Source organism: Hyphomonas sediminis (assembly GCF_019679475.1).
Lineage (GTDB): Bacteria > Pseudomonadota > Alphaproteobacteria > Caulobacterales > Hyphomonadaceae > Hyphomonas > Hyphomonas sediminis.
Map to the genome: position 1 here is coordinate 2,943,839 of NZ_JAIEZP010000001.1, position 26,655 is coordinate 2,970,493.

Annotated in this window: 22 protein-coding genes; 12 read left to right on the forward strand and 10 right to left on the reverse strand. The window is 62.7% G+C overall.

Annotated elements, in window-relative coordinates; genetic code table 11:
* Positions 1 to 50: 50 nt before the first annotated feature.
* From K1X12_RS14360 to K1X12_RS14375, 4 genes are all read left to right on the forward strand, one after another.
* On the forward strand, positions 51 to 1,691 hold the full coding sequence (locus K1X12_RS14360) for an MFS transporter (protein ID WP_220988249.1): 1,641 nt from the start codon (positions 51 to 53) through the stop codon (positions 1,689 to 1,691).
* Positions 1,692 to 1,782: 91 nt separating this feature from the next.
* Entirely contained in the window at positions 1,783 to 2,763 is a 981-nt protein-coding gene (locus K1X12_RS14365) for an NADPH:quinone oxidoreductase family protein (protein WP_220988250.1), read from the forward strand.
* Between the two features lie 229 nt (positions 2,764 to 2,992).
* Positions 2,993 to 3,547, forward strand: coding sequence for a heme NO-binding domain-containing protein (locus K1X12_RS14370; protein ID WP_220988251.1), 555 nt, complete (start codon positions 2,993 to 2,995; stop codon positions 3,545 to 3,547).
* Positions 3,547 to 5,340, forward strand: coding sequence for a putative bifunctional diguanylate cyclase/phosphodiesterase (locus tag K1X12_RS14375; RefSeq protein WP_220988252.1), 1,794 nt, complete (start codon positions 3,547 to 3,549; stop codon positions 5,338 to 5,340). The genes K1X12_RS14370 and K1X12_RS14375 overlap by 1 nt, the downstream gene beginning before the upstream one ends.
* 18 nt (positions 5,341 to 5,358) lie before the next feature.
* On the opposite strand, the gene K1X12_RS14380 is transcribed toward K1X12_RS14375, so the two are convergent.
* Both K1X12_RS14380 and K1X12_RS14385 read right to left on the reverse strand, forming a co-directional pair.
* The gene (locus K1X12_RS14380; RefSeq protein ID WP_220988253.1) at positions 5,359 to 5,907 is read right to left on the reverse strand and encodes an NADPH-dependent FMN reductase; all 549 of its coding nucleotides are present in this window, start codon (positions 5,905 to 5,907) and stop codon (positions 5,359 to 5,361) included.
* Between the two features lie 74 nt (positions 5,908 to 5,981).
* Positions 5,982 to 6,818, reverse strand: a complete 837-nt coding sequence (locus tag K1X12_RS14385; protein WP_220988254.1) for a metal-dependent hydrolase — start codon at positions 6,816 to 6,818, stop codon at positions 5,982 to 5,984.
* 86 nt (positions 6,819 to 6,904) lie between these two features.
* Between K1X12_RS14385 and K1X12_RS14390 the strand changes: the two genes are divergently transcribed.
* Entirely contained in the window at positions 6,905 to 7,498 is a 594-nt protein-coding gene (locus tag K1X12_RS14390) for a TetR/AcrR family transcriptional regulator (protein ID WP_220988255.1), read from the forward strand.
* 24 nt (positions 7,499 to 7,522) lie between these two features.
* On the opposite strand, the gene K1X12_RS14395 is transcribed toward K1X12_RS14390, so the two are convergent.
* The 3 genes from K1X12_RS14395 to K1X12_RS14405 form a co-directional block, all read right to left on the reverse strand.
* Entirely contained in the window at positions 7,523 to 8,782 is a 1,260-nt protein-coding gene (locus K1X12_RS14395; RefSeq protein WP_220988256.1) for an acyl-CoA dehydrogenase, read from the reverse strand.
* A 14-nt stretch (positions 8,783 to 8,796) separates the two neighbouring features.
* Positions 8,797 to 9,921, reverse strand: coding sequence for an acyl-CoA dehydrogenase family protein (locus tag K1X12_RS14400; RefSeq protein ID WP_220988257.1), 1,125 nt, complete (start codon positions 9,919 to 9,921; stop codon positions 8,797 to 8,799).
* Between the two features lie 127 nt (positions 9,922 to 10,048).
* Positions 10,049 to 10,855: an enoyl-CoA hydratase/isomerase family protein gene (locus K1X12_RS14405; protein ID WP_220988258.1), complete on the reverse strand. Its 807-nt coding sequence runs from the start codon at positions 10,853 to 10,855 to the stop codon at positions 10,049 to 10,051.
* A gap of 194 nt (positions 10,856 to 11,049) precedes the next feature.
* Here K1X12_RS14405 and K1X12_RS14410 point away from each other — a divergent pair, with 194 nt between their 5' ends.
* Positions 11,050 to 12,747, forward strand: coding sequence for a class I adenylate-forming enzyme family protein (locus tag K1X12_RS14410; RefSeq protein WP_220988259.1), 1,698 nt, complete (start codon positions 11,050 to 11,052; stop codon positions 12,745 to 12,747).
* Positions 12,748 to 12,856: 109 nt separating this feature from the next.
* On the opposite strand, the gene K1X12_RS14415 is transcribed toward K1X12_RS14410, so the two are convergent.
* From K1X12_RS14415 to K1X12_RS14430, 4 genes are all read right to left on the reverse strand, one after another.
* Positions 12,857 to 13,285 (reverse strand): MAPEG family protein, encoded by a 429-nt coding sequence (locus K1X12_RS14415; protein ID WP_220988260.1) that lies wholly within the window; start codon positions 13,283 to 13,285, stop codon positions 12,857 to 12,859.
* Positions 13,286 to 13,383: 98 nt separating this feature from the next.
* Positions 13,384 to 13,755, reverse strand: a complete 372-nt coding sequence (locus tag K1X12_RS14420; protein WP_220988261.1) for a DUF779 domain-containing protein — start codon at positions 13,753 to 13,755, stop codon at positions 13,384 to 13,386.
* Between the two features lie 69 nt (positions 13,756 to 13,824).
* Positions 13,825 to 15,348 carry an aldehyde dehydrogenase gene (gene adh / locus K1X12_RS14425; RefSeq protein WP_220988262.1) on the reverse strand — a complete coding sequence of 508 codons (1,524 nt, stop codon included), beginning with the start codon at positions 15,346 to 15,348 and terminating at the stop codon, positions 13,825 to 13,827.
* Between the two features lie 208 nt (positions 15,349 to 15,556).
* Positions 15,557 to 16,480 (reverse strand): GAF domain-containing protein, encoded by a 924-nt coding sequence (locus K1X12_RS14430; protein ID WP_220988263.1) that lies wholly within the window; start codon positions 16,478 to 16,480, stop codon positions 15,557 to 15,559.
* Positions 16,481 to 16,654: 174 nt separating this feature from the next.
* Between K1X12_RS14430 and K1X12_RS14435 the strand changes: the two genes are divergently transcribed.
* Genes K1X12_RS14435 through K1X12_RS14445 form a run of 3 tightly spaced genes read left to right on the forward strand, consistent with a single transcriptional unit; the run spans position 16,655 to position 22,156 of the window.
* Positions 16,655 to 17,389 (forward strand): ImuA family protein, encoded by a 735-nt coding sequence (locus tag K1X12_RS14435; protein ID WP_220988264.1) that lies wholly within the window; start codon positions 16,655 to 16,657, stop codon positions 17,387 to 17,389.
* Complete coding sequence (locus K1X12_RS14440) at positions 17,286 to 18,890, forward strand: Y-family DNA polymerase (protein WP_225907990.1); 1,605 nt, start codon at positions 17,286 to 17,288, stop codon at positions 18,888 to 18,890. The genes K1X12_RS14435 and K1X12_RS14440 overlap by 104 nt, the downstream gene beginning before the upstream one ends.
* Positions 18,887 to 22,156, forward strand: a complete 3,270-nt coding sequence (locus K1X12_RS14445) for an error-prone DNA polymerase (protein ID WP_220988265.1) — start codon at positions 18,887 to 18,889, stop codon at positions 22,154 to 22,156. The genes K1X12_RS14440 and K1X12_RS14445 overlap by 4 nt, the downstream gene beginning before the upstream one ends.
* An 11-nt stretch (positions 22,157 to 22,167) precedes the next feature.
* Here the strand turns inward: K1X12_RS14445 and K1X12_RS14450 are convergent, their stop codons facing one another.
* Positions 22,168 to 23,475 (reverse strand): cytochrome P450, encoded by a 1,308-nt coding sequence (locus K1X12_RS14450; protein ID WP_220988266.1) that lies wholly within the window; start codon positions 23,473 to 23,475, stop codon positions 22,168 to 22,170.
* A gap of 152 nt (positions 23,476 to 23,627) precedes the next feature.
* Between K1X12_RS14450 and K1X12_RS14455 the strand changes: the two genes are divergently transcribed.
* The 3 genes from K1X12_RS14455 (at position 23,628) to feoB (ending at position 26,580) form a co-directional block, all read left to right on the forward strand.
* Positions 23,628 to 24,341, forward strand: coding sequence for a YceI family protein (locus tag K1X12_RS14455; RefSeq protein ID WP_220988267.1), 714 nt, complete (start codon positions 23,628 to 23,630; stop codon positions 24,339 to 24,341).
* 182 nt (positions 24,342 to 24,523) lie between these two features.
* The gene (locus K1X12_RS14460) at positions 24,524 to 24,754 is read left to right on the forward strand and encodes a FeoA family protein (protein WP_220988268.1); all 231 of its coding nucleotides are present in this window, start codon (positions 24,524 to 24,526) and stop codon (positions 24,752 to 24,754) included.
* Positions 24,751 to 26,580, forward strand: coding sequence for a ferrous iron transporter B (gene feoB, locus K1X12_RS14465; RefSeq protein ID WP_220988269.1), 1,830 nt, complete (start codon positions 24,751 to 24,753; stop codon positions 26,578 to 26,580). Before K1X12_RS14460 ends, feoB begins: the two co-directional genes overlap by 4 nt.
* Positions 26,581 to 26,655 lie beyond the last annotated feature (75 nt).

Sequence of the window (26,655 nt, forward strand, 5' to 3'; positions counted from 1 at the left end):
CTCGGGCGCGATCCCACCCACCATCGGGCTCAGTCACAGAACCCGATGCAATGTCCGATACGCCGGCCCCCAGCCCCTTCTCCATCCCGCTCTACAAGCGCATCTGGGTCGCCAATATCGCTTCGCAGTTCGGCGGCCTGATCCAGAGCGTCGGGGCCGCGTGGCTGATGGTCCAGCTCGGCGGCAGCGAAACGCAGATCGCGCTGGTGCAGGCCTCGGTCACGCTGCCGATCATGATCCTGTCGCTGATCTCCGGCGCGGTGGCGGATAATTTCCCGCGCCGCACGGTGATGCTCATGGCGCAGGTCTATATGTTCGCCGTTTCCGCGCTGCTCTGCCTCTCGGCCTTCATGGGTTGGCTGAACCCTTGGATGCTGCTGGTCTTCACCTTCCTCATCGGCTGCGGCACGGCGCTCAACGCGCCCTCCTGGCAGGCAACCGTGGGCGACATCGTGCCCCGCAACACGATTGCGGCCGCCGTCGCCATGAACAGCCTGGGCTTCAATATCGCGCGCACAGCCGGGCCGGCCCTTGGCGGCGCCATCGTTGCCGCCGCAGGCGCCGCCGCAGCCTTCGCGGTCAACGTGTTCAGCTATCTCGGCATCATCTACGTGCTTCTGGCGTGGAAACCCGAGAAGCCCCTGAAACCCACGCTGAAAGAAGACCTGCGCACCGCAATGGCCGCCGGTGTGCGCTATGTGTCGATGTCCCCGCCCATCCGGAAGGTCATGGCGCGCGCGGCCCTTTTTGGCATCGCCGCCTCCGCCGTGCTCTCGCTGCTGCCGCTCGTCGCGCGCGAGTTGCTCGGCGGCAGCGCGATCACCTTCGGCATGCTGTCAGGCGCGTTCGGCATAGGCGCCGTCATCGGCGCCCTATCCAATGCGCGCCTGCGCCGCCGCTTCTCTGCCGAGATGGTGCTGCGGATGACAATCTCTGCGATCATCGCCGGCGTACTCATCGTCGCCTTCAGCCGCTGGCTGCCGCTGACATTCCTCGGGCTGGTCATCTGCGGCTCGGGTTGGCTGCTGTCGATGGCGACCATGAACATCACGGTGCAGATGTCTGCGCCGCGCTGGGTCGTCGGGCGGGCGCTGTCGCTTTACCAGATGGCCCTGTTCGGCGCGATGGCGGTGGGAAGCTGGATCACAGGCCGGCTGGCGGAACATTATGGCGTGACCGATGCGCTGCTGATCATGGCGGCGGCGCAATCGCTCAGCGTCGTTGCGGGCATCTATCTGCGCCTGCCCATCGTTGAGGATCTGAACCTCGACCTGAAAGGCCGCTGGCAGCAGCCGGACATAAAGGTGCCCGTAGAGCCACGCAGCGGCCCCGTGCATGTGTCCATCGAATACCGCATCCTTGAGGCAGACATCCCGCGCTTCCTCTCGGCGATGAACGAGCGCCGCCGCATCCACCTGCGCGATGGCGCGCGTGCCTGGTCGCTCATCCGCGATCTCACCGATCCCGAAGTTTGGAAGGAGCAATACAGCTTCGCCCGCTGGCTCGATTACGTGCTCCACAATGAGCGACGGACGCATGCCGATGATGTCAGCATCAACATAGTGAAATCGCTTCATCAGGGCAGTTGGCCGCCGGTGGTCCGCCGCATGCTGGAACGGCAAGTCACCAGCGTCACCTACAATCCGGACCTCACCTCGCCCACATCCGGCGATCCGACACGCCCTGCCTGACGCGGCAGGTTTCCCCTCCGTCGGGGCTGGCCAATGCGAGCGAAGCCATGCTTTCTCGCGGCAAACCACGCTGCCATCGGAGAACCAGGATATGAAAGCTGCTGTCGCCGAAAATCTGGACTCTCTGGAAAGCTATGGCCTGAAAGAGGTTGCCAAGCCCGAAGCCGGTCCCGGCCAGGTGCTTATCCGCGTGATGGCCTGCGGCATCGGCTATGTGGATTCCCTCGTCGCGCTCGGCCGCTATCAGGTGAAGCCGCCCGTGCCCCACACGCCGGGCCAGGAAGTCGCCGGCGTCGTTGAAACGGTCGGTGAAGGCGTTACCCACGTCGCGCCGGGCGACCGCATAATGACCATGACGCAGAAAGGCTTTGCCGAATATGTGGTCGCCGCCGCAGCCATGGTCATCCCGCTTCCCGCAGCCCTGAGCTTCACTGAGGCGGCCAGCCTGCCACTGAACTACCTCACCGCCATCCACGGCCTGAAAGGCCGGGGCGAAGTGGTGGCTGGTGAAACGGTCCTCATCTTCGGCGCAGCTGGCGGGGTCGGCTCGGCGGCCGTGCAGGTGTCGAAAGCGCTGGGCGCAAAGGTCATCGCGGCCGCGTCCTCGGAAGAAAAACGCGCTTTCGCTCTTGCCCATGGCGCAGACCTCGCCATCGACACGGCCCCCGAAGGCTGGCGCGACCGCCTGAAGGAAATCAATGGCGGCAAAGGCCCCAATGTCATCTTCGATCCGGTCTGCGGCCCCCTGTTTGAACCTGCCTTCCGCTCGATCGCATGGCGCGGGCGCCATCTGGTGGTCGGTTTCGTTGGCGGGCCAATCCCGTCACTGCCGTCAAATCTCACGCTGATGAAGGGCGCAGCCCTGATGGGAGTCGACGTGCGCCAATACATGCAGTTTGAAATCAAGAACGCGATTGCCGACCTGCACCAGCTTTCCGCCTGGGCGGCAGAGGGAAAGATCAAGCCACCCGTCGGTACTGTCTATCCGTTCGAGCAATTTGGCGAGGCGATGGTCGCCGCACTCTCCGGCAGGGGAATGGGCAAGGTCGTTCTGGAAATCGCAAAAGGCTGATCTCCGCAACTATCACGTTTCTACTAACGAGCGCCCTCCAAAAACGGGAAGCGCGTTCCCTTTTGGGTAGTTGCCGAACGCCAATCCTGTAACTGCCGCGTCGGACCAGTATAAACGAAGTTAATTCCGGGCCGCGAAATTAACGCGCCATCGGAAGCCGCCATTTGCCTTTCTCGTATATCGTGTCCCTTCAGGTGGAAAACGGCCGGGGCTTACGCGAATGTACGGAATGGTTCACACAGCTGCGCGCAGCATGGTGGTCGAAACCCTCGGCGACGACGCCTGGCAATCCATTCTCGCCGAAGCCCAGCTCAATGGCGAGCTGTTCATCAGTGGCCAGAACTACTCCGATGAAGTCACTTTCGCCCTGATCGGCGCCATCGCAAAAGTGTCCGGCATCGAACCAGAAAACCTGCTGCGCCTCTTCGGCGAATACTGGATCCGCTATGCCGCCCAATCTCCCTATGGAACGATGTTCCGCATCGGCGGCAACCGTCTGGACACCTTCCTGTCCAACCTGAACCGCATGCACGCCAGCATCCACTCCACCATGCCGGCCTCCCGCATGCCCTCTTTCGAGATGCTGCGGCAGGAAGGCAACCGGATCGACATGCTTTATACCTCAGACCGCGAAGGCCTTACACCTTTCGTCGAAGGGCTGCTCAAGGGCCTGATGACGCATTTCGGTGAAACCGGCCATGTCAGCCATTCGCTGACCCACGAGGGCGATGTGTTTTCGCTGAACTGCGAGACCGCAAGCTCCGCCCTGCCAGGAGCCGCATAGTGAGTATTCTAATCAGCGACGCACATCTGGAGCGTCTGTTCCCTGCTTTTGTGCGTCTGTCTGCCAGCGGCATGATTACCAGCCTCGGCCCCTCACTGACGCAGCATCTGGATCAAAACCTTGTCGGCAGCGATTTCTTTCAGACGTTCAGCGTCGAAACACCCCGCAAAATTCAATCCGCAGACGGCCTGACAGACCAGCGCGAAGTCACGCTACTTGCCCGCGTTGGCACAACAGAATTCCGCCTGCGCGGCATCGTACTTCGCGACGCAAGCGGCATCTGGCTGCTGGTCGGCCATGTTCCCGATGTCAACGGACAGGAAGACTCCTTCCTCCTGCATATGTCGGACTTCTCCCCGGCTGACAGCTCGCTCGACTTCCTGGTCGCCGCCCACCTGCGCCAGGGCCTGCTCCAGGATGCCAAGGCACTCGTTGAAGAACTCCGCGAGAAGTCCGAAGAAGCCGAAGAACTCGCGCACCGCGACCAGCTCACCGGCCTGAAAAACCGTCGCGGCTTCTTCCGCAGGCTGGATCAGTTCGTGGCCGCATCGCGCGCTCAATCCACACCTTTCGTCGTCGCCGTCATAGACCTGGACGGCTTCAAGCCTGTGAACGACATTTTCGGACACGCTGCCGGCGACCAGCTGCTCCTTCAGAGCGGCATCCGAATCTCCAGGATTTCCGGAGACGACGCCCTTGTCGGCCGCCTCGGCGGTGACGAGTTTGGCATTATCATTCCAAACCTGCAGCATGAGGACGATATCCTCAAACTCGGTGAAGAAATCTGCAAAGCCCTTGCAGAGCCGTTCGAGGTAAAGGAGGGCATCGCGCGCATTGGCGCCTCCATCGGTTTTGCCGCATACCCGCAGGCCGGCGACACGCCCGAAATCCTGTTCGAGCGCGCCGACTACGCCCTCTACCACTCCAAACAGAACAATCGCGGCCGCCCCATTCTGTTCACGGACTGCCACGAACGGGAAATCCGCTACCAGTCCTCCATCGAGCATGGGTTGCTGGAAGCGCGCGACGAGGAGTTCCACCTCGTCTACCAGCCGATCATCCGCTCCGAAGATGGCATGACGGTTGGCGTCGAAGCCCTCGCCCGCTGGACCTCACCATCCCTCGGCATCATCCCTCCGGATACGTTCATTCGCATTGCGGAGCAGACAGGCTCGGTCTGCCGCCTGACGCGCATCCTGCTGAAGAAAGCGCTGAAAGATGCGCACGCCTGGAAACAGCCGTTCGACCTGTCGTTCAATCTCTCCGCCGTCGATATCTCCTCTCCGGAAGCGGCAGAACAGCTCAAGCAGATCGTCATTGCCTCCGGCTTCCCGCCTGCGCGCCTCGTCTTCGAGATCACCGAAACCGCCGTGATGCAGGATTTCGAGCGCGCGATGAGCTGCCTCTGCCTGTTCACTGAGATGGGAATCCGTATTGCGCTCGACGACTTCGGAACCGGCTATTCATCCCTCGGCTATCTCCAGAAGATGCCGATCAACCGCCTCAAGATCGACCGCGCCTTCACGCGCGGCCTCACGACACGCCACGGCACGCGCAGCATCATGCAGTCAATCGTTGCCCTGTGCAGCAACCTGAACATCGACTGCGTGGTCGAAGGCGTGTCCAATGCGGCGCAGGCGCGGGTGCTCACTGAAATGGGCGCGCCTTATCAGCAGGGCTTCTTCCATTCCCGCGCGATGACTCACGCCCAGCTCCTCGCTTTCCTCAGCAGCGCCGGCGAACAAACCGCCCTGCTCGCGACCGATTGTGAAGCCGAGCGCAAATCCGCCTGACCGCAGCGCCAACGCGCCCTATCCCCGCGCGAACGCCACAAAGCCCGCCAGGAACTCGCTCAGCCGTTTGCGGGTCTCTTCATCTGTCAGGTTGCCCTGCGCGTCGAACATATTCCCCGCGCGCGAGACCATGAGCCGCCCTTCGGCCCATTGCCGCGTGCCCAGCGTGCGCAGCACCGGCAGCCAGTGCGCCTGCGACAGGATCGTGCCAAAGCCGCCCGGCGACGCGCCGATCACCGCCACAGGCTTGCCCTTGAACAGGCCTGTGCCGCCCGGCGGCCGGCTCATCCAGTCGATCGCATTCTTGAAAACGCCGGGAATGCCATTGTTGTATTCCGGGCTCACCAGCAGCAGGCCGTCGCAGGCAGCCAATGCGTCCTTCAGGGCAGCAACGGCAGGCGGCACGCCCTCGTCGGCTTCCACGTCGGCATCAAACAGCGGCACGCCCTCAATGCCGCGCGCGTCCAGCTCCGCGCCCTCTGGCATCACGCCTGCTGCCGCGCGCAAAAGGCCGGAGTTGAACGACGCCTTGCGCAGGCTACCGGAGATGCCGAGAATGCGGGTCATACGGGTTCGCTCCTGAAACTTGCGCTTCAGCCTATACCCGAATTCGCCCTTGCGTCACCCGCGCAGCCTGCAGGTTACTCTGCCGCCACCAGGTCAAACTCCGCGCGCCATTCATCCATCAGCGCCCGGTTGTCATGGTCCCAGGGATGGAAGCCCGGCTTGAACCAGGTCACCCAGATCTTCCAGCCACGCGCGAAAAAGCCCGGCTTCTTCCAGAGGAACCCCTTCACGGCCTTCTTTGCGTCTTCGGGCGTATAGCCGTCCGCTTCCAGCATCCGCGCAGCATAACCGGCGATATTCTTGGTGAAGTTATAGCTGATGATCGCCATCGCCAGCGAGCGGCGCCAATAGCGCTTCCAGCCGGACCAGCCCTTGGTCACTTCGAGGTATACATCATAGGTGACCGCCTTGTGCTCGGTCTCTTCCATCGCATGCCAGCGCCACATCCGCTCGATTTCCGGATCGGTCTTGCTGAACATGTCGGCATGGATCGCGCGCATATCCGCCAGCATGGCCGTAAAATGCTCCAGGCAGATCGTCGCCATCAGCATCCGCATCGGACCGCCGGATCGAGAGAAAGCAATCCGGTCACGGATTTCTGCTTCAATCGCCTCCACGGGGTATTTCTCGCGGTCGATCACCTTGTTGAGCAGATGGTGTTCGCGCGAATGGATTGCCTCCTGCGCGATGAAGTCCTTCACGTCCTGCGCCAGCTTGCCGTCCAGCTTGTCCTTGTAGGCCCGCACGGCATCAATGAAGAGGCGCTCTCCATCAGGAAAGGTCAGCGACAGCGTGTTCATGACGGCGGTCGCCACCGGGTCGCCATCCATCCAGTAGCCGGTCTTGGCCGAAGCCATATTGAACCGGATATCGCGGGGATTGATCGTCACTTCGTCAGGGGTGCGTTTCATGGCCAACTCGCAAAAAATGCTGACAGGAGCGGCAGTTAGCTCGTAAGCTCTTGCCTGATGACCATGTATAGCAATTACTGACAAAAATGTCGATAGAGAAATCCAAGACGCCCCGGATCCGCCGTTCGCCCGAAGCCTCGCGCGAAAATATCCTGATTGCGGCAGAGACCCTGCTGGTGCAGCAGGGCCCGCAATCCCTGCGTCTGGTCGATGTGGCCAAGGCCGCTGGCGTCGCCAACGCGACCGTGCTCCACCATTTCGGCACCATCGACGGCGTGCAGAGCGCGCTGATGGAAAAGATGATCGCCGAGCTGGTCACTGGCATCCTGGAAATGGATGTGCCGCAAAACCCGCGCGAGGCGCGCGGCATTGCCCTGAAAAATCTGTTTGATGCGTTCGAGAACAAAGGCGCCGCCCGCCTTGCCGCCTGGCTGGAGCTGACAGACGAGTCCCGCCGCCTGCGCAGCGTCAAAGAAGCGGTGCAGACGATCATCCGCCAGAAAATCAACCAGCCGGAAATCCCGGAAGACTATCTGGAAGATACGATCCTGATCAGCGTTATCCTTGCTGTCGGCGTCGGCCTCTTCGGGCCGACCATGGCTGCCCTGCTGGACAAGCCGTCAGACCGCGCACGCAAGCTGGCGATCAGCCTGCTCGAATCTGGTTTCGAGCCGCGCTGACGCCCGCCTGCGGCGGCAGTCTGGTTACTTCTTCTTGCGGCCGCTGGTCGGGATGTCCTTGAACGGAACATCCTTGTCGATGCGAATGTCGCCGGGCAGGCCCAGCACGCGCTCGCCGATGATATTCCGCAGGATTTCGTCCGATCCGCCCTCGATCCGGGTCGCAGGCGAGCGCATCAGCATGCCCTGGAAGCGGCCCTTCTGCGGGCTGTCATCATTCCAGATCACGCCGGCCTGGCCCTGGATATCCAGCGCGAACATGGAAAGCTCCTGCATCGCGGAGCCTGCCACCAGCTTGCCGATGGAGTTTTCCGGCCCCGGCGTTTCGCCCTTGGAGAGGGCAGAGATTGCCCGCATGCCGGTATATTTCAGGCCGCTTTGCTTGACAGCAAACTGCGCCAGCTTGGAGCGGACACCAGCATCTTCAACAGCTGGCGCGCCGTCTATCTCCATTTCCATGCAGAAGCGGAAAAGTTCCGGAAAGCCGGTGGACATGCCCGAGCCGATGGACAGGCGCTCGTTCATCAGTGTGGTGAGCGAGACTTCCCAGCCCTGCCCCACTTCGCCCAGCCGCTGCGCGTCCGGAATGCGAACGTCGGTGAAGTAAACTTCGTTGAAGCTCGATTGGCCGTTCGCCTGCTTGATCGGGCGCACTTCCACGCCGGGGCTTCTCATGTCCAGGAAGAACATGGTCAGGCCCTTATGCTTGGGCACATCCGGGTCGGTGCGGGTGATGAGCAGGCCCCAATCGGAAACCTGTGCGCCGCTGGTCCAGATCTTCTGGCCATTGATGATCCAGTCGCCGGAGCCGTCATCCGCCTTCACGGCGCGCGTACGCAGGCCGGCAAGGTCAGACCCGCTGGCCGGTTCGGAGAACAGCTGGCACCAGATCGTCTCACCGCTCGCAAGCGGCGGCAACAGTTCGCGCTTCTGTTCTTCCTTCGCCCAGGTCATCACGGTCGGGCCGCACATGCCATGGCCAATCGTGAAGGCGCCGGTAAGGGCCGCATACAGACCTTCCTCCTGGCCCCAGATCACGCGTTCGATCGGTGTGCGGGCGCCGCCGCCATATTCCTTCGGCCAGTGAAGGCAGGCCCAGCCGGCCTCGGCCTTTTTCTTCTGCCACGCCTTGCCGGCAGAAACCGGGTCTTCGCTGACAACGCCGTTGGATGCGAAGCTCGCATTCTTCAGCTCGGCCAGCAGGTGCTTGGGCGCGTTCGCATCGATCCAGGCGCGGACTTCAGCGCGGAAAGCGGCTTCCTGGGGTGTATCTTCAAAATCCATCTTTCATTCCTCCCTTACGCGGCCGTCTCTGCGTTGCCTGCGCTCATCCGTTCGATCAGCAGGCTCTCCCAGGTCGACAGTGACCCCAGGGCGAGCGCCAGCGCGTTCGACCGGCGGTAATAAAGGTGACAGTCAAAGGCCCAGGTGAAGCCCATGCCGCCATGCACCTGAATGTTGTTCTTGGCGCAGTGCTGGAACGCCGTCGTCGCCGACACGCGCGCCGTTGCAGCCGCCACCGGGAATTCAGCCGCGCCGGAATTCAGCGCCCAGGCGCCGTAATAGCAGTTCGACCGCGCCAGCGTGGCGGAGACATACATATCCGCCAGCATGTGCTTGATCCCCTGGAACGAGCCGATCGGGCGCCCGAAGGCCATCCGCTCCAGCGCGTAGTCGCGGGCGATTTCCAGCGCGCGGTCAGCCCCGCCCACCTGCTCGAACGCCATCAGCACGGCCGCCCGGTCCATCACCTGGCTGGCAATGTTCCAGCCATCGCCTTCCCCGCCCAGCAGTTCGGCCGCCGCGCCATCGAAGGTCAGCGCCGCCTGTCCGCGCGTCGGGTCCAGAGTGTCCAGCGTGGTGCGTGAAACGCCCTTGCCGCTCAGGTCCACGAGATAGAGCGACACCTGCCCCTTCTCGTTCTTCGCGGCAACAACCGCCACATCAGCCACATCGCCATCGGCCACCGGAGACTTCACACCGCTCAGCTTGCCGCCGCTCACGCTTGCCTTGATCTTTGCCGGCGTTACGCGGCCCTGCCCTTCGGCGAAGGCGAACGCGCCGACAGCTTCAGCCGCTGCCAGCTTGGGCAGCCAGGCCTGCTTCTGCGCCTCGCTGCCCGCCAGCAGCAGGAACTCCGCCACCAGATAGATCGAGGAAGACACCGGCACAGGCGCCAGCACGCGGCCCAGCTCTTCAGCCACCACGCACAGCTCCAGATGGCCAAGGCCAACCCCGCCATATTCTTCCGGGATCGCCGCGCCCAGAACGCCCAGCTCCGCCAGGCCCTGATAGAGCTTGCGGTCATAGCTTTCCGGCCCCTCAAGGATGGTGCGGACAGTTTCCGATGTGCAGTTCTCGCTCAGGAAGCGGCGCACCTGCTCGCGCAATTGCTTCTGCTCGTCCGAGAAATCCAGGTTCACGAAGGGCCTCCAGTTTCTGACAGGTGGCGGCAATCGATCTGCCCACACCTTCTCCCGTTTTTATGATTTGCGCGACAATCAGGGCGGCCCCCGCGGCAGGTCAACCCATGCCGCAGAGACAGGCGCCCTAGGAATAATTGGGCTTCCGCTTCTCGAAGAACGCAGCGATCCCTTCGGCGAAATTCGGATCGGTCGAGGTGAGGATCTGGTTGCGATCCTCAATCGCCATCGCCGCCTCCAGCCCGCCAGCGTCCACCGCCTGGTTCAGCCCGTCTTTCGTCAGGCGCAGGCCCAGCGGCGTGGCGTGCAGCATGTCCTCGGCGAAATCGTCTGCCTCCTTGCGCAGCTCCGTATGCGGCACGACGCGATTGGCCAGCCCGATCTGCATCGCCCGTTCCGCGCTGATAAACCGCCCGGTCAGCATGTATTCGCTCGCCAGCGACATGCCGATCATGCGTGGCAGAAAATACGACACACCCATGTCGCAGGCCGACAGGCCGATGCGGATGAAGGCGGCATTCATCCGCGCGTCTTCACTCAGTATCCGGATGTCGGAGGCCAGCGCCAGCGCAAACCCGCCGCCAGCCGCAGAGCCCTGCACAACCGATATGATCGGCTGCGGGCAACGCCGCATGGCCACATAGATCTCCGCAATCGCCCGTTGCCCGTCCAGGCCCTGCTCCGGCGTGCGGCGCTTGCCACCCTCCTGCCGCCCGGCCGACTCCTTGAGGTCCAGCCCCGCGCAGAACGCCCGCCCCGCGCCTTGCAGGATCACCACCCGCACAGACCGGTCGTAATAGAGATCCTGGAACACTTCGCGCAGCTCGCGCACCATCTGCGTGTTCAGCGCGTTGAGCGCGTCCGGTCGGTTCATGGTGATGCGCAGCACGGCCCCGTCCTGCTCCAGCACCAAATTCTGGTAGTCCTTCGCCATTGTCCGTTTCCTCCTGCTGCGCGGTTCATCTGTGCGGTGATCCAATCGCCCGCCCCGCCCGCCGTCCAGCCCGCACGCCGGGGAAGCCCCGTCGTTACAGGGGCTCCCGTCGCGTCAATATTCCTTCCAGGGCGGGAGTGTGTATGATCGAGTTGCACAACCAAAAAATGTCAGAAAAGGGATTGGGAGACGCCATGCATTACGCCGAACTTCTGAAGGCGCGCGATGAACTGACCGGCCCCGGCGGCGCCTTCGAGATTGTCGAGGCAGACGTGCTGGGCAACAAGATCCGCATCTACAAGAACGCGCCCCCCAGCGTGCGCGAAATCTGGCTCTCCACGCTGCAGTTCGCCGAACGTCCCTACCTCGTTTATGAAAGCGAACGCCTCACCTATGCTGAGGCCCACGCCATCACGAACTCCACGGTCAACTGGCTCTTCGCCCAGGGCGTCCAGCCGGGCGACCGCGTTGCCATCGCCATGCGCAACTATCCTGAATGGATGCTGATCTACTGGGCCTGCCTCTCGGCGGGCATTACAGTGGTCGGCCTGAATGCCTGGTGGACAACCGAAGAGATGGCTTACGGCCTCTCCGATTCCGCCCCCAAGATCGTGTTCCTCGACGCCGAACGTCTCGCCCGCGTGCAGGAGCGTCCGGATATGGTGAAAGGCATGCAGGTCGTCGGCATCCGCATTCCCGATGCGCCCGCCGGCATCACCCCCTGGTCTGAGGTTGCCTCCTTCGGCGGCGATCTCCCGGCTGTCACTGTCGACCCCGATTCTGACGCCTGCATCTTCTACACTTCGGGCACCACCGGCTTCCCGAAAGGCGCCCAGCTCACCCATCGCGGCTGCGTATCAAACCTGATGAACATGATGTTCGCGGGTGCCTCTTCCGCCCTCGCGGTCGAGCGCGCCACGGGCGTTGCGCCGCCCGCCGTGCCACCGGTCCCGGTCACGCTGATCACCACACCACTCTTTCACGTCACGGCCAACAATTGCGGCGCCTACGCCACGACCGCTGCCGGCGGCAAGATCGCACTGATGTATCGCTGGGAACCGGGCGAAGCCCTGCGCATCATCGAGGCCGAGCGCGTCACCAGCATGAGCGGCGTGCCCGTCATGGCCCGCGAACTCATCAACCATCCAGACTTCGAGAAGACCGACACGTCCAGCCTCCTTTCGCTCGCTGGCGGCGGCGCACAGGTACCGCCAGACCTCGTCCTGAAGATCGAGAAGCAGATCTCCACCGCACGCCCATCGACGGGCTACGGCATGACCGAAACCTGCGGGATCATCACTTCGGTTTCTGGCGACTTCTTCGTCGACAAGCCCGACAGTGCCGGCCCAGCCATGCCGAGCTTTGAAGCCAAATGTGTGGACGATAACGGCAATACCGTCGCCCCCGGCGAAGTGGGCGAGCTGTGGGTGCGCGGTTCTTCCGTCATCAAGGGTTATATCAACCGCCCGGACGCAACTGCCGACTCCATCACGGATGGCTGGCTGCATACGGGCGATGTCGCCCGCATCGATCAGGACGGCTTCATCTTCATCGTCGACCGCAAGAAGGACATGGTCCTGCGCGGCGGTGAGAATGTTTACTGCGCCGAGGTTGAATCGGCCATCTATCGCCACAACGCGGTTGCCGAATGCTGCGTGTTCGGCGTGCCCGATGCCCGCCTTGGCGAGGAAGTTGGCGTGGCCGTGGTGCTGAAGCCCGGTGAACAACTCGATGCAGACGCCCTGCGCGCGCATTGCACTGCCATCATGGCAAAGCACAAGGTGCCCCGTTACGTCTGGTTCCTGGAAGATGCCCTGCCGCGCAATGCCAGCGGCAAGTTCATCAAGCGCGACCTGCGCGATCAGCTGAGCAAGCTGGTAGTCTCCGCCTAGCGCAAATCCCGCTCCAGCGGGAACTGGTTGAGCGGAAGAGTTTGCGGCACATCAAAAAGCCTGAAGCAAACGATCTGGTTTCATCAGATCGCTTGCTTCAGCCAAAGGATCAGATCGACGCGAGCAGTCCGCCCCAATCGGCGGCGCCCAGCGCCGAGATAACCAGCGCAACCAGCGCCGCAAACGAGAACGTCCACACAAGGCCGCGCAGGTAAGGCACGCCCATCGCATAGAGCGGCAGGTAAATGATACGAGCTGAGGCAAACACCAGCGCCGAAATTCGCGTCACGGTCGTGCTGTGATCCATCAGCGCAAGGATGATCACGACGCCCAGGAAGAAGGGCAGCGTTTCATGCAGGTTGCGCAGCGCGCGTGTCAGCCGGCCCAGCAGCACGGAGTCTGCCTGCGCAGACGGCGCGTCCTGCGCGGTGTTGGCATAAGGCACGCCATGCACGCGGCGGAACTCCCCCGCCTGCAGGACAACCTGCACAATTCCCAAAGCGATAACGACAAGTGCAGCGAGTAGTTCGACAGTCATGAGAGCCCTCCCCGGATGGCCATTTTGAATGGTCAGGAAGATGGGGCGCTTCCCCCATGGCTGTCAAAGGCAGGAATTGAAAAGCGAGCAAGTCCACCTCAGGCGGCGTCCAGCGCCGCTTGTTCCTCCTGCGTAAACACGCGCGAGCGTGTCAGGAAACGTCGCTCCCGCCCGTTATCCAGCGAGAACATGCCGCCCCGGCCGGGCACCACGTCAATTATGAGCTGCGTATGCTTCCACAGTTCAAACTGGCTGCCGGAGATATAAACCGGCATCCCGCCGATCTCTCCGAGCTTCACATCTCCCTCGCCAACCTTGAAGTCGCCCACGGGGTAACACATCGGGGATGAGCCATCGCAGCACCCACCAGACTGATGAAACAGCACCGGCCCGTGGTCGCCCACAATCTCCGCGAGCAGCTCCAGCGCGCCGGGCGTTGCGCTCACGCGCGCAGGCTTGTTCGGTGTCATAAAGGTCTCCTTCCGACATTGGCCGGACTGGAGGGGAACCAGTCCGGCCTGCTGCCTCGCCAGGGGAGATCAGAAGAAGCCGAGCTTCTTCGGCGAGTAGCTGACCAGCATGTTCTTGGTCTGCTGGTAGTGGTCGAGCATCTTGGAATGGTTTTCCCGTCCGATGCCGGATTGTTTGTACCCGCCGAAGGCGGCATGTGCCGGATAGGCATGGTAGCAGTTCGTCCACACGCGGCCAGCCTGGATGCCCCGGCCAAAGCGGTAGCAGGTATTGGCTTCGCGGCTCCACACGCCGGCGCCGAGGCCGTAAAGCGTGTCGTTGGCGATGGCGAGGGCTTCCTCATCGGTCTTGAAGGTCGTCACCGAAACGACCGGCCCGAAGATTTCCTCCTGGAACACGCGCATCCGGTTGTGCCCCTTGAGAACCGTAGGCTGAACATAATATCCATCCTTGAGGTCGCCGCCGAGGTCTGCCGCCTTGCCGCCGATCAGCACTTCTGCGCCTTCCTGACGGCCGATGTCGAAATAGGAGAGGATCTTCTCTTTCTGCTCCGAGCTGGCCTGCGCGCCGATCATCGTTTCCGGATTGCGCGGATCGCCCTGCTTGATGGCGGCGACGCGTTTCAGGGCGCGCTCCATGAAGCGGTCATAGATCGACTCATGGATCAGCGCGCGCGACGGGCAGGTGCACACTTCGCCCTGATTGAGGGCAAACATCGTGAAGCCTTCCAGCGCCTTGTCCAGATAGTCGTCATCTTCCCGCATCACATCGGCAAAGAAGATGTTGGGAGACTTCCCGCCCAGCTCCAGCGTCACCGGAATGAGGTTTTCGGACGCATACTGCATAATCAGGCGGCCCGTGGTCGTCTCGCCGGTGAAGGCGATCTTGGCGATGCGGTTGCTGGAGGCGAGCGGCTTGCCCGCCTCCAGGCCGAAGCCGTTCACGATGTTGAGCACACCGGGTGGGAGGAGATCCGCGATGAGCTCAGCAAGCACCATGATCGAGGCCGGCGTTTGCTCGGCCGGCTTCAGCACGACACAGTTGCCCGCCGCCAGCGCCGGCGCGAGCTTCCATACCGCCATAAGCAGGGGGAAGTTCCAGGGAATGATCTGACCGACAACGCCCAGCGGCTCGTGGAAATGGTAAGCCACGGTGTCATGGTCGATTTCGGAGATGCCGCCTTCCTGCGCGCGGATGCACCCGGCGAAGTAGCGGAAATGGTCGACGGCCAGCGGCAGGTCTGCCGCCATCGTTTCGCGGATAGGTTTGCCGTTATCCCACGTCTCGCACAGCGCGAGGAGTTCGAGATTTGCCTCCATCTTGTCGGCGATCCGGTTGAGGATCAGCGCGCGCTCGGTGGTCGAGGTCTTGCCCCAGCGCTCCTTGGCAGCATGGGCGGCGTCGAGCGCAATGTTGATGTCATCGGCATTGGACCGGGCCACTTCGCAGATCACCTGTCCGGTGACCGGAGAGCTGTTCTGGAAATACCGTCCACCCACCGGCGGCAGGAAACGGCCGTTGATGAAATTGTCGTAACGCGCCTTGAAAGGCGAGGTCGCAAATTGGGCGGGTGCGTGAAGAGTATCAGCCATGGGTTCCTCCGTTAGCTTGTGACATGTCAACTTGGTGACTGGCCCTCGTCGCTGGGTGCGAGAGCATGGAGGAAGGATCAGTCCGCCCGGCGGCGCTGTCATGACCCGAAGAGTCCCGAAATGTCACTGATTGTCTCGAAAATGAGACAGTCCGGCACGGGAAAGTACCGGTTTGTACGCAAACGTACCCAAAAGTACTCAAAAGTACTCAGTTGTCCGGGAGCAGGCCCAGCTTTTCCATACGCCGGTAAAGCGTCGCCCGGCTGATGCCCAGAAGGCGCGCCGCAGCGCTCATATTGCCATTGGCACGGGCCATCGCGCGGCGCAGTTCCCGGCGTTCCGCGCTCTCCAGCCCCATCCCGCGATGCTCCTGATCCCCGAGGATATCCATCGCCGGGCGCGGAGCCGAAAGTGTTTCATCATCAAGGCCGTAGCGCAGCCGCGCGCCCCGTGTCGCCCCGATGACAAGGTCGTCCCCATCCACCGCCAGCAGCACCGGCCCCTGCTGCCCGTCGCCATCCCCGCGCAGAATGCGCGACCGGCTGAACGCCTGGCAGAAATGATCCGCCTCGATCCGCGCCGCCGCCGACTCCACCGTCTGCGAAATCAGCGCCACGAAGGCGGCATCCAGATCCCCCCGGCAGGACGACACATCCAGCACCGCCGCGAGCTTTCCGGTCTCCCCGAAGATCGGAGCCCCCAGACAGATCATGGAAGTGTTGTGCGTGCGGTAATGCTGGTCTTTCAGGATGTGCACAGGTCTGCCTTCGGCGATTGCCGTGCCAATTCCGTTGGTGCCCTGACCTTTCTCAGACCAGTCCTCTCCTGTCGCAAGTCCGGCAGATTCGAAGTCTTTTTGGTCGCCCGCACGAAAGCGCTGATCGAGGATGATGCCCGCCGCATCGCACAGCAGGACACTGCATCCCGCCAGCCCGAGACTGGCATGGAGCTGGTCCATCGTCGTCTGCGAAACATTGAAAATCCGCCCGATCGCATCGCAATGCTCATCGATCTCGGATTGGGTCAGACGCCCCATACCGCCGGGCGCATCCGGCTCCAGGCCATACTTGTGAAACGAGCGGACCCAGGACGCCGCCACAGGCGAGCGGGCGGCGGCAGAGCGTGATGCCACGATCTCTGCAACCCTGTCCGCATGACTGGCGGAATATCCTGAGCGGCGGCCAACCATGAAAGCACCGTATCAGACCTCCTGATGGAAATACACTGGGGGTCACGGCAAGCTCTGAAGCGCCCCCTTCACGATTGCGGTATTGACTCTGGCCCCAAAAGAACAAAATAAGAACAAATGAACCTCGCCACGCTCAAATCCAAAGGGCTCATCGGCCCGTTAAGCGCCCCGCCTGCGCAGGAGACGGCCTTTCCCTTCGGATTGGGCCAGCGAGGTGTGCACGAGATTGCCGACGCGGCCTATGGCGACCGGGCGGCGGCCACCGGCTTCCTGCTGGCCGCCGCCAGGGCTTCAAAAAAAGGCGTTATCCTCTGGATTTCCCAGACCGGCACAGCGCGGGACATGGGCCACCTCCCGGAGGCAGCCCTGCGCGAAATGACAGGCCCGCAGAGCCGCCGGCTGAACCTTGTGGCCCGCCACCTCAACGATGCGCTCTGGGCAATCGAAGAGGCGGCCGTCTCCGGCGCGGTCAGCCATGTGATCGCGGAAATCGACCAAGCCGATTTTACCGCCACGCGGCGCCTGACACTCGCCTCCGAGCGCCATGGCGTGCCGGTCACCCTGCTCCTGCCCCAGACGCGCGAAGGCGCAACCGCAGCGGCCACCCGCTGGCGCATTCGCCCGCGCCCGTCGGCTCCCAACCGGTACGACCCCGGCGCGCCGGGCCATCCCCGCTGGCAGGCTCAGCTGGAAAGGTGCCGCGCTGCGCCTTCCCTCGCCGGGAAAGTTTTTGATCTGGAATGGAATGATGAGACGCTATCTCTCGGTGTGGTTTCCGGAATGGCCGCTGGACAGGCTGCGCCGCGCAAGGCGCCAATCCCGTCTTCCATCAGGCTCGGCAAAACCGGCTAAGCCGCGCCCCTTCGTTCTTTACGAGAAGTCTGCCCACGGACTTACCGTCGCCGCCGCCAACCAGCCTGCACAGGATGCCGGGATACACCCCGGCCTGCGCTTTACCGATGCCCGCGCCACCCTGCCCGGCCTGATGGCCGCCGAGATCGACCGGGCGAGCGACGCAAAGGCCCTGACGGCGCTGGCAGACTGGATGGTCCGCTTCTCTCCCCTCGTCGCAATTGATGGGGAAGATGGCCTTATCCTAGAAACCACGGGCTGCGCGCATCTGTTTGGCGGGGAAGCGGCCATGGCGCAGGAGCTTTCCCGCCGCCTGCAGGCAGCAGGTTACGGCCACCGGCTGGCCTGCGCGGGAACACGCGGCGCGGCCTATGGCCTGGCCCATGCCGCCGGCGAAGACGCGCCGCCCGCCATCCTTCCGCCTGGCGGGGAGCGGGACGCCCTCGCGGACCTGCCCACGCATGCCCTGCGTCTCTCCCCCGATGCACTTACCCTGCTGCGCCGTTTCGGGCTGACGCGGATAGGCCAGCTTTACGGCATCGACCGGACAGCGCTCACCCGCCGCTTTCATTCCCGCGAGACGGCCGATGCCCTCTGCCTCCGGCTGGATCAGGCCCTTGGCCTGCGGGCAGAGCCTTTCGCGCCTTTCCGGACGCCGCCGGACTATGTCGCGCGCCTGCCATGCCCGGAGCCGCTGACAGAGGCGACTGGAATTGCCGCCGGTGTCGCCCAGCTTGCGGAGAAAATCTGCCATACGCTGGCGGCCCAGGGCCTCGGCGCGCAGAGCTTTACCGTGTTTGCCTTCCGCGCGGATGGGGAGGTGAGCCGCATTCGCGTCAATGCGGCCCGGCCCGTGCGCACGCCCGAACACATCCTGCGCCTCTTCGGGGAGAAAACAGAGCAGATAGACCCCGGCTTCGGCATAGACCTCCTGCTGCTGGAAGCCGCCCGTACCGGACCAATGGAAACCGGCAGCCACCCGCTTTCGGGCGACCTTTCGCATACGGAGATAGATGACATCGCCCTTGCCGCCCTGGCGGACCGGATCAACGCCCGGCTTGGCGAAGGCAGCGTCACCGTTATTTCCCCGGCGGCTCATCATCCGGTGGATGTTTCGGAAGAAACGTCCCCGTTCACTGGTACGCTTCCTGTAGGCACGCCGTCGCTTGCAGGATTGCGGGGGCTGCGCCCTGTCCGCTGCTTTGCGCGGCCCGAGCGGGTGGAAGTCATTGCCGAGGTACCCGATGGCCCGCCATTGCGCTTTGTCTGGCGGCGGATCGTTCGCCGCGTCGTGCGCGCAGATGGGCCGGAGCGGATTGCGCCGGAATGGTGGACCTACCTTCCCCCCGCCCCCGGCGAGACCGGCAAGATGCCCCGCACGCGGGACTATTACCGAGTGGAAGATGCAGACGGGCGCCGCTACTGGGTCTTCCGCGAAGGGCTTTATGGCGATGGGCGCGGGCAATCCCCCGAATGGTTCGTTCAGGGAATTTTTGCATGACCCGCTATGCCGAGCTTTGCACCCTCAGCAATTTCTCCTTCCTGCGCGGGGCCAGCCATGCGCAGGAAATGGTGCTGCGCGCCGCCCAGCTCGGCCTTGAGGCCATTGGTATTGCAGACCGCAACACGCTTGCCGGGGTTGTTCGCGCCCATGTTGCCGCAAAGGAAGCAGGCCTCAGGCTGCTCGTCGGCGCGCGGCTTGTGCCTTCAGATGGCCCGGAAATCATCGCCTACCCGATGGACCGCGCCGCCTATGGCCGCCTCTCCCGCCTGCTTTCGGAAGGCAAGATGAAGGAAGAGGCCGCCAAGGGCGAATGCCTGATCACGCTGCAGGATATTCTGGCGGCAAGCGACGGGCAGATCCTGATCGTCCTGCCGCCGGACGCCCCCTCGCTGGCCTTTCCCGAAACGCTTGCCCGCATCGCCGGCGCTGCGCCAGGGCGCACCTATCTTGCCGCGCGCCCTGCCTTCAGCGGCCGCAACCGGGAACGGCTCGCCCGGCTGGCGGAAACCGGCGCCCTCGCCGGCGCCCCGATCATCGCAACGACAGACGCGCTCTACCACACGCCCGAGCGCCGCCCCCTGCAGGACGTGCTCACCTGCATCCGCGAACACTGCACGGTCGACACCGCAGGCTTCCATCTGGAGGCCAATGCCGAACGCCACCTGAAGAGCGGCGCGGAGATAGCCCGGCTGTTCAAAGGCTTCGAACCGGCAATTGCGCGGACACTGGACATTGTAGAGCGCTGCCGCTTCAGCCTCGACGAGTTGTCCTACGAATATCCCGACGAACCCGTCCCGCCCGGCTCCACGCCGCAAGAACATCTGGAACGCCTGACATGGGCCGGCGCCAACTGGCGCTATCCGCAAGGCATTCCCCAACAGGTCACCGCCCAGCTTCGCATGGAGCTCGACATGATCGCCGACCTTTCCTACGCGCCTTACTTCCTCACTGTTCACGACATCGTGCAATGGGCACGCGCGCAGAAGATCCTCTGTCAGGGCCGTGGCTCGGCTGCCAACTCCGCTGTCTGTTACTGCCTCGGCATTACCAGCGTGGACCCGACGATAACAAAGCTGCTCTTTGCGCGCTTCCTCTCCAAGGAGCGGAAGGAGCCGCCGGACATCGATGTCGATTTCGAGCATGAGCGGCGCGAGGAAGTAATCCAGTATGTATACGACCGATATGGCCGGCAGCGCGCCGCCCTCACGGCGACCGTCATCTCCTACCGCTCCCGCTCGGCCATCCGGGAGGTCTGCAAGGCGCTGGGGCTGAGCGAGGATATTTCAGCCGCGCTAGCCAATGGCGTCTGGGGCAGCTGGAGCGACCAGCTGCCGGACAAGCGCATCGTGGAAGCAGGGCTTGACCCGGCAAACCCGCTGATCCGCCGCGCCATCCAGCTTGCCCGCCAGCTACTGGGTTTTCCGCGCCACCTTTCACAGCATGTTGGCGGCTTCGTACTGACGCGCGGGCCGCTGATCGAAACCGTCCCCATCGGTAACGCCGCGATGGAGAAGCGCACATTCATCGAATGGGACAAGGACGATATCGACGCGCTCGGCATCATGAAGGTGGATGTTCTGGCGCTGGGCATGCTGACCTGTATCCGCAAGGCGTTTGCTCTGCTGGAGGAACACAAAGGGATAAAGCACGATCTTGCCAGCATCCCGCCGGATGACACCGCCACTTATGACATGCTCTGCGCCGGCGACAGTATCGGCGTCTTCCAGGTGGAAAGCCGGGCGCAGATGGCGATGCTACCGCGTCTGAAGCCGCGCAAATTCTACGACCTAGTCATCGAGGTCGCGATCGTGCGCCCCGGCCCCATTCAGGGGAACATGGTTCACCCCTATCTGCGCCGGCGGAAGGGCGATGAACCCGTCACCTTCCCCAGCCCTGCCCCGAAACACGGCCCGCCGGACGAACTGGAATCCATCCTTAAGCGGACGGAAGGCGTCCCCCTGTTCCAGGAACAGGCCATGCAGATCGCAATTGATGCGGCCCGCTTCACGCCGGATGAAGCCAATGGCCTGCGCCGCGCCATGGCGACCTTCCGGAATGTCGGCACGATCGGGCGGTATGAAGAAATGCTGGTCGGGCGCATGATCGCCCGCGGCTATGACCCGGCGTTCGCGCAGTCCTGTTTCGAACAGATCAAGGGCTTTGGCGAATATGGCTTCCCGGAAAGCCATGCGGCCTCCTTTGCCCTTCTGGTTTATGTCTCCTCCTGGCTCAAGTGTCACCATCCTGAGGTTTTTTGCGCCGCGCTCCTCAATGCCCAGCCCATGGGATTTTATGCGCCCGCCCAGATCGTGCGGGACGCGCAGGAACATGGCGCAGAAGCCCGCCCGGTGGATGTGAACTATTCAGACTGGGATAATACGCTGGAACCGGTCGAGGGCCACGACGGCGCGTTCGCCGTGCGCCTTGGCTTCCGACAGGTCAGCGGCCTGTCGAAGGAGGATATGGAGCGCCTGATGGAGATGCGCGGCCCCGGATATGACACGCCGGACAGCCTGATGCGCCGAACCGGCCTGCCGCGCAGCGTTCTGGAACATCTCGCAGCGGCCGATGCCTTCTGCTCCCTGGGCCTTTCGCGGCGGGACGCGCTCTGGAAAGTGCGCGGCGAAGCGCCCAGCCGTAGCCTGCCCCTCTTTGCCGCCGCAGACCTTGCCGAGCAAGGGCAGGACGCCGAAGTGCCCCTGCCCGAAATACCGCCGTCGGAGCATGTGATCCAGGATTACCAGACCACGCGCCTCTCCCTGAAAGACCACCCCATGCGCTTCCTGCGGCCCGTCCATGCACGCCGCGGCATCCTCAGCACGCACGAAGCGACCCATCAATCAAACGGGAAACGGGTACAAACGTCCGGGCTGGTGCTGGTGCGCCAGCGCCCCGGCACAGCCAGCGGCGTTGTGTTCATAACGTTGGAAGATGAAACCGGCATCGCCAATCTCGTCGTCTGGCCGCGCGTCATGGAACGCTTCCGGCCTGTCGTGATGCGCTCCCGGATGATCCATGTGAAAGGCCGCGTGCAGACAGCGGACGGGGTCACCCATATCGTGGCAGAGCAGCTGATCGATTGCACCGGCGATCTCGCCCTGCTCTCGGAGGACGTGCTGCGTGATCCCCTTAAAGGCATTCTGGCCCAGCCGGACGAAGTTGCCCGGCCAGTCCAGGTGCGCAAGGGCCCCGCCGGACGCCGCCAGAGCGGCGGCCATCCGCGCGATGTCCGCGTTATCCCCCCCAGCCGGGACTTTCACTAGGCATGGCGGCGCTAGCGCAGCGTGTAACGTATCGGCAGGCTCTTCAGACCGGAGACGAAATTCGCACGCGTGTTTTTCGGCTCGCCCGCCAGCTCGATCGACTCCAGCCGCGGCAGCAATTCCTGGAACAACGCCCGCAACTCCATCCGGGCCAGGTGCATGCCCAGGCAAAGATGCGCGCCATGCCCGAAGGCGACCTGTTTCTTCACATCCCGGTCCACGCGGAATTCGAAGGGCGCATCGAACACCTCCTCATCGCGGTTTCCGGACCAGTAGAACAGCGCCAGCCCGTCGCCCGCCTTGATGGTCTTTCCGCGCAAGTCATAGTCCTGCGTCGCCGTGCGCATGAAATGCTTCACAGGCGTGATCCAGCGGATCATCTCCTCCACCGCGTTCGGCAGAAGAGACATGTCATTCTTGAGCTTCGCCATCTGGTCCGGCCGGCGGATCAACTCCAGCAATCCACCCGACGCAGTCGAACTCGTCGTGTCATGCCCGGCAGTGGCAACGATGATGTAATAGCTCATCGCTTCCCGGTCGCCGATCGGCTGCCCGTCGATCTGGCCATTGGCGATCACAGAGGCAACATCATCACGCGGATTGGCCCGGCGATCCTCGGTAATGGCGCCGAAATAGCGGAACAGCTCCTGCGCCGTCTGCAACAGGTCCACACCCTGATCGCTCGTCATCGAGACTTCGTCAGATTTGTTGGCGCTCTGATCGGCTACGTCGGGATCACCAGGGCCAAAGATTTCCTGTGTCATCTTCAGCATGAATTGTTCGTCCGACCTCGGAACGCCCAGAATATCCATGATGACGCGCAACGGATACCAAAGCGCCACTTCCTTCACGAAGTCACACTCACCGCCCAGGCTCGCCATATGGTCGACATGCTCCTTGGCGAGGCCCGCAATGCGCGCCTCAAGCTTCTTCAGGTTCGGTGGCATGAACCAGCCTTGCGTCAAGGCCCGCAACTTCATGTGAACGGGATCATCAAGATCAACGAGTGTCCGGAACAGGTGTGTGTCGCCGGTCATGGATTTGATCCATTCCTCGCCGGCAACAGGGCTCAGATATGTCCGGGCACTGTTGATGAAGATGCTGCTCTGCCGCTCAATCTCCAGAATGTCAGCATGCTTGGTGACAGACCAGAATGGCCGGAACCCATCCGGCTGCGTCCAGTGCAGCGGATCTTCCTGCCGCAGGCGCGTGTAAATGTCCTGGATTTCCTCGCTCGCATAGAGGTCGGGATTGACGATCTCATCGTCAGTGTTCCCGCGCCTGAACCCCGGAAACGGGGTGGGTGTTCCGTCGGCCATGTTTTCCTCCCGGTGTTTTTCCAGCACGAGATGTCGCTACGGAATGCGCGTCAAGCGGTGCCGCCGGGGAAATTCCTGGCCTGCAAAGTTGCCGCCCGTATAGTAGGAAGATCATCAGATACGTTCCAAACATAAGCGCAGAGGAAACGCCGATGAATTTCCCTTTCCGTTCGCTCGCTGCCAGCATCGCAGTTCTGGCGACCGCCTGCGCAACAGCTGCAGCGCCAGCGTCAAAACCAACACCCGAACCTGTCCCCGCGCCCGTTTCAACCTCTTCAGAACCCATTCTGGCAGATCCTACCAGCGTCAACGGCGCAAAGGCCGGAACTTATAAGCTCGACAAGCATCACGCGAGCATCGTCTTCTCGGTCGATCACCTCGGCTTCTCGCACTATGTTGGCCAGTTCACGCGGTTTGATGCGACGCTCACGATCGATCCGGAAACCCCTGAAACGGCCCACATTATCGCGACCATCGATCCGACCTCCCTTATCGTCCCCACCCCGCCGGAGGGTTTTCTCGCCGAGCTGCTTGGCCCGAACTGGCTGAACGCCGAAGCCTTCTCCGAGATCACTTTTGAATCCAGCGCAGTAACGCTAACCAGTTCGACGACTGCGCAGGTGACCGGCAACCTGACCTTCCTTGGCGCCGTCCAGCCGATCAGTTTCGCGGCGACATTCAATGGTGGATATGCCGGGTTTGATCCCTTCGACCCAAACTCGCGCGCCGGCTTTGCAGCCGAAGGCAGCTTCAGCCGCTCTGCTTTCGGGATGGTCTATGGCCTGCCGCCAGAAGGCACCAAGATGGGCGTTGGGGACGGGGTAAATTTCCGGGTGGATGCAGAATTCACCGGCCCGCCGCTTTGATCACCCCGTACGCACGCTTGCGTTCCCCGCCGACATAAAGTCACGACAACCTAAGGGCGGTAGCGCGCTGCAGCGCCTCCCCCCTGAGACAATGAGCGCAGCAAATCTCGCACAGAATGTATTTGCAATCGCTTCTCATTCGCTGCAATGACGGGTATAGATTGCTTCAAATGCTACCTCCTATGACCCTCAACGACCTCCAGATTGGCAAAACCGGGCGTATTATCGGCATTTCTCCGCAGGCAGGGGAATTTGACGAGAAGCTGCGCGAAGTCGGATTTTGCGAAGGCGACTCTGTCGAGTTGATCACACGCGGGCCGTTTGGCGGCCAGCCGCTGGCTATTCGCCTGAACCGGAAGATCTTTGCTTTGCGGTCTGAAGAGGCAAACGCCGTACTGATTGAGATCGCGTGACACATCATACCAGACTAGCCCTCATCGGGCCGCCTAACAGCGGCAAGTCCACCCTCTTCAATGGCCTCACAGGCGGCCGCGCGAAGACGGCGAACTATGCTGGCGTGACAGTTGAACGCCGGGTTGGGCAGTTCACGACGGCAGGCGGTCACAGGATCGAGCTGATGGACCTGCCGGGGGTGTATGGCCTCCGTGCCAACTCACTGGACGAGCGCATCGCCATCGACACCATCCTTGGCAAGAGCGGTGAAGAGGCGCCAGACGGCCTGATTGTGCTGCTCGACGCAGCTGACATCCGTACACAGCTGCAGTTCATCCTGCAACTTCGCGCTCTGGGCCGCCCGATGATTGTGGCGCTCAACATGATCGACCTGGCAGAGCGCGATGGCGTGCAGATCGATGTTGCCAAACTCGAAAGCGAACTTGGTGTCCCCGTGGTGACAACACGGGCAACCCGCAGTGCGGGCCGCGCCGGCCTGCTCGAACGTCTGGATGCTCTGCTCGGCGCCGAGGGTTGGACTTCGCGCGTTGCCGGCGACATGGAAGTGCTCTCGGCAAAGAACTTCCAGAAGGAAGCCCGCCGGATTGCGTCGGCCTCTATCCTCGCCGAACCGGTGATGAACCGGGTGACCCGCGCGGTGGATTCCATTGTGCTGCACCCTGTAGCCGGGCCATTCATTCTGGCGGCCATCCTGTTCCTGATTTTCCAGGCTGTGTTCACCTGGGCCGTCTGGCCGATGGACATGATCGATGCGGGCTTTGCCTGGCTTTCCGAGCTGATCGGCGCCTCCCTGCCTGACGCCTGGTATCGCGGCCTGATCACCGAGGGCATCATCGCAGGCGTCGGAAGTGTCGTGATTTTCCTGCCGCAGATCGTGATCCTCTTCATGTTCATCCTGGCGCTTGAAGCGTCCGGTTATATGGCACGCGCGGCGTTCCTGATGGATACGCTGATGGTGCGCGTGGGCCTCAATGGCCGCGCCTTCATTCCGCTCCTGTCCAGCTTTGCCTGCGCCATTCCCGGCATGATGGCCGCGCGCGTGATCGAGAATGAGCGCGACCGGCTGACGACGATCATGATTGCGCCGCTGATGACCTGCTCAGCGCGTATCCCCGTATATACGTTGATTATCGGCGCCTTTATCCCCGCAACGAATGTCGGCCCTTTTGGCCTGCAGGGCGTGGTGATGTTCTGCCTCTATCTGGCGGGCGTGCTCAGCGCTGTGACGGTGGCATTCGTTCTGAAACGCACGGTGACCAAAGGCCCGCCGCAGCCGTTGCTGATGGAATTGCCGACCTACAAGCTGCCTGACCTGCGCGACTTCCTGACGAACCTCTACATGAAGGCCTGGGCGTTCCTGAAGCGGGCCGGCACGGTGATCTTCACGGTCTCGGTCGTACTGTGGTTCCTCGTCAGCTATCCGGATTCGACGAACGGTATCCGCGGGACTTTTGCCGGTATGCTCGGCTCTGTGCTGGAGCCTATCCTGCGGCCCATCGGGTTTAACCTGGAGATGGCGATCTCGCTGGTTCCGGGCCTCGCCGCCCGCGAAGTGGCGGTCAGCGCACTGGGGACGATCTACGCGGTGCAAGGCGAAGATGAAGCCGGACTGTCGGCGATGCTGTCTTCGGCCTGGTCGCTGCCGACGGCCCTGGCATTCCTGGCCTGGTATGTGTTTGCCCCGCAATGCATGGCGAGCCTTGCCGTGGCACGGCGGGAGACGAACTCCTGGCGCTGGACGGCGTTCATCGTGGTCTACCTGTTCACGCTGGCCTACATCGCGGCGGGGGCAACCTACTGGATTGCGACAGCGGCTGGCCTCTGATCTGAGCAGGCCAAACCGAGCCCTTTCAGTATCAAACCGTGTACTTTTGAGGCATTTCCGGTCCTTTCCGTGCAC